Below are 3,360 nucleotides of genomic sequence, written 5' to 3' on the forward strand. Positions count from 1 at the left end.
ACGCCGGGCACATCGGTCATGTCAGCGTGGATCTGGACGGCGACCCGTGTCCGTCCGGCCCGGGCCGCCAGCCGGCCTCCAGCGCCCGGCGGGCGATGTTCGGACCGCTGGCGATGCGCTCGACACAGCCGCGCGAACCGCACGGACACGGGTCGCCGTCCAGATCCACGCTGACATGACCGATGTGCCCGGCGTTGCCCGTGGGGCCGGGATGGAGCTTGCCGCCGAGGACGAGCCCGCCGCCGACACCGGTCGAGACGACCATGCAGAGCGCGTTGTCGTAGCCCCGGGCGGCACCCAGCCAGTGCTCGGCGGCCGTCATCGCGACCCCGTCGCCGACCAGCTCGACGGGCAGTCCGCCGACCGCCTTGCCGACCCGCTCCACCAGTGGGAAGTCCCGCCAGCCGGGGACGTTGACCGGGCTGACCGTACCGGCCGAGGCATCTACCGGACCCGCGCTGCCGATGCCGACCGCCGTCGCCCGCCCCCACAGCGGCGAGGCGGACAGCTCGGCCAGGACCTCCGTCACGGCCCCCATCACCGTCTCGGCACTCTCGCGGGCGGGCGTCGGCCGCTGCGCCCGTACGAGAAGCGAGCCGCCGCCGTCCACCAATGCGGCGGCGATCTTGGTACCGCCGATGTCCAGCGCGGCGACGAGGTCGGTATGCATCGGTGTGGCTCCGTGAGTAGTGGACGGGGACCTGCGGCTTCAGGAAACAGTCTGCCCAGTCTCCATTCAGCTGACAACGTTGTCCAGGGCCTATGCTCGACGGCACAGCTCCAGCCGGCTCCGCGGCACCGCCCATGGACCCGCCGGACCGCCCGCACCCGAGGACAGGACAGCGCACCGTGGCCGAGACCGCCCGTCACTCCGAGACCCGTTACGGCAACCGGCCGACCATGAAGGACGTCGCCGCCCGCGCCGGAGTGGGCCTCAAGACGGTCTCGCGCGTGGTCAACAGCGAGCCTGGGGTCACGCCCGACACCGAGCGCCGGGTCCAGGAGGCCATCGAGGCGCTCGGCTTCCGGCGCAACGACAGCGCGCGCGTCCTGCGCAAGGGCCGCACCGCCTCGATCGGACTGGTCCTGGAGGACCTCGCCGACCCGTTCTACGGGCCGCTGAGCCGGGCGGTGGAGGAGGTCGCGCGGGCGCACGGCGCTCTGCTCATCAACGGGTCGAGCGCCGAGGACCCGGAGCGCGAGCAGGAGCTCGTACTCGCCCTGTGCGCACGCCGGGTGGACGGGCTCATCGTGATCCCGGCCGGTGACGACCACCGGTATCTGGAACCGGAGATAAAGGCGGGCGTCGCCACCGTCTTCGTGGACCGCCCCGCGGGCCGCATCGACGCCGACATGGTCCTCTCCGACAGCTTCGGCGGCGCGCGCGAGGGCGTCGCGCATCTGATCGCGCACGGCCACCGCCGGATCGGCTTCATCGGCGACCAGCCGCGCATCCACACCGCCACCGAGCGGCTGCGCGGCTACCACGCGGCTATGGCGGACGCGGGAACGCGGGTCGAGGACTCCTGGGTGTCCCTCGGCTCGACCGAACCCGACCGGGTGCGGGCCGCCGCCGAGCAGATGCTCTCCGGCCCCGAGCCCGTCACCGCGATCTTCACGGGCAACAACCGGGTGACGGTCACGGTGGTGCGGGTCCTCGCCGAGCAGGAACGCCGCACCGCCCTGGTCGGCTTCGACGACATCGAGCTGGCCGACCTGCTCGGCATCACCGTCGTCTCCCAGGACGCCGCCGCCGTCGGCCGCACCGCCGCCGAGCACCTCTTCCGCCGCCTGGACGGCGCCGACCACGCCCCGGCCCGCGTGCAGCTGCCGACGACGCTCATCGCGCGCGGCTCGGGCGAGCTGCCGCCCGCCTGAGCCGTACGGTTCCCGCGTTTCCGACAGCTGTCAGGGTGCGGTCACCGTGAGACCGGCCCGCCGCGGCAACGCGAACGCGTCCAGCTCCGCGCGCGTCAGCCCGGTCAGTCGGGCGACCTCTGCGGTGTCCAGGGCGCCGCAGTCGATGCCGCGCAGGAGGTAGCCGCTGAGCGCCTTGGCGGTGGCGGGTTCGTCCATGACGTCACCGCCGGCCTTGGCCACATACGCGGCGAGCCGGGCGGCGGCCTGTTCCAGGCCCTCGCGGTAGAAGGTGTACACGGCCGCGTACCGGGTCGGCAGGTGGCCGGGGTGCATGTCCCAGCCCTGGTAGTAGGCGCGGGCCAGGGCGCGGCGAGTGAGGCCGTAGTGGAGCCGCCAGGCCTCGTGGACCTGGTGGGTGGGGCCCACCGGGAGGACGTTGGTGGAGCCGTCCGAGACCCGTACGCCGGTGCCTGCGGCGGCGACCTGCATGACGGCCTTGGCGTGGTCGGCGACCGGGTGGTCGCTGGCCTGGTAGGCGGCGCTGACGCCGACGCAGGCGCTGTAGTCGAAGGTGCCGTAGTGCAGGCCGGTGGCCCGGCCCTGCGCCGCGCCGATCATGCGGGCCACGGCGGCGGTGCCGTCGGCGGCGAGGATGGACTGGCTCGTCTCGATCTGGATCTCGAAGCCGAGCCGCCCGGCGGGCAGCCCGTGTGCCTGCTCGAACGCTTCGAGCAGCCGGACGAAGGCGGTGACCTGCTCGGGGTACGTCACCTTGGGGAGCGTGAGGACCAGCCCGTCGGGAAGGCCGCCGGCCTGCATCAGACCGGTGAGGAAGATGTCCGTGGTGCGGATGCCGCGGTCGCGTACGGCGGCCTCCATGCACTTCATCCGGATGCCCATGTACGGTGCCGCCGTGCCGTTCGCGTACGCCTCCGAGACCAGCCGGGCGGCGCGGGCGGCGGCCTCGTCCTCCTCGGCGTCGGGGCGGGGGCCGTAGCCGTCCTCGAAGTCGATGCGGAGGTCCTCGACCGGCTCGCGCTCCAGCTTGGCGCGCACCCGGTCGTGGACGGGCGCGGCGAGTTCGTCCGGGATGCCGAGGACGGCGGCGAACGAGGCCGCGTCGGGGGCGTGCTCGTCGAGTGCCTTCAGCGCCTGGTCGCCCCAGGAGCGGATGGTACCCGCGGCGAACGTGTCGCCGGGGACGTAGACCGTGTGGACCGGCTGGCGCGTGCCCGGGTCCCCCGGGTAGCGGCGTGCGAGCTCGGCGTCGACCGCGGTGAGGGAAGCACTGATCTCCTCGCTGACCGCACCGGCGAGGCTCGTTGCCACCTTCTCCTGCTGTCCCATTTCCACACCCTCCACAGTCACGCCGTTTCCGCTTCCTGGAATCAACAATCCGCATAGTGAAGCTATAAGGCCGTGGGGCCTGCGTCAATGGTGATCGGAAGCGGTCCGGGGCCGTGTGGTGGGTGTGCACCACACGGCCCCGGACCATTCGTG

2 protein-coding genes and 1 pseudogene are annotated in these 3,360 nt (G+C 72.8%); 1 reads left to right on the plus strand and 2 read right to left on the minus strand.

Annotation, left to right across the window (positions count from 1 at the left end; genetic code table 11):
- Positions 1–49: 49 nt before the first annotated feature.
- A pseudogene (locus tag ABZY11_RS43600) lies at positions 50–670 on the minus strand (ROK family protein); the annotation flags it as partial.
- Positions 671–849: 179 nt separating this feature from the next.
- On the opposite strand from ABZY11_RS43600, the gene ABZY11_RS43605 reads away from it, so the two are divergent.
- The gene (locus tag ABZY11_RS43605; RefSeq protein ID WP_356484485.1) at positions 850–1,878 is read left to right on the plus strand and encodes a LacI family DNA-binding transcriptional regulator; all 1,029 of its coding nucleotides are present in this window, start codon (positions 850–852) and stop codon (positions 1,876–1,878) included.
- A gap of 30 nt (positions 1,879–1,908) precedes the next feature.
- On the opposite strand, the gene ABZY11_RS43610 is transcribed toward ABZY11_RS43605, so the two are convergent.
- Positions 1,909–3,207 (minus strand): aldolase, encoded by a 1,299-nt coding sequence (locus ABZY11_RS43610; RefSeq protein ID WP_356484486.1) that lies wholly within the window; start codon positions 3,205–3,207, stop codon positions 1,909–1,911.
- Between the last annotated feature and the right edge of the window lie 153 nt (positions 3,208–3,360).

The organism is Streptomyces sp. NPDC006510 (assembly GCF_040611955.1).
Lineage (GTDB): Bacteria > Actinomycetota > Actinomycetes > Streptomycetales > Streptomycetaceae > Streptomyces.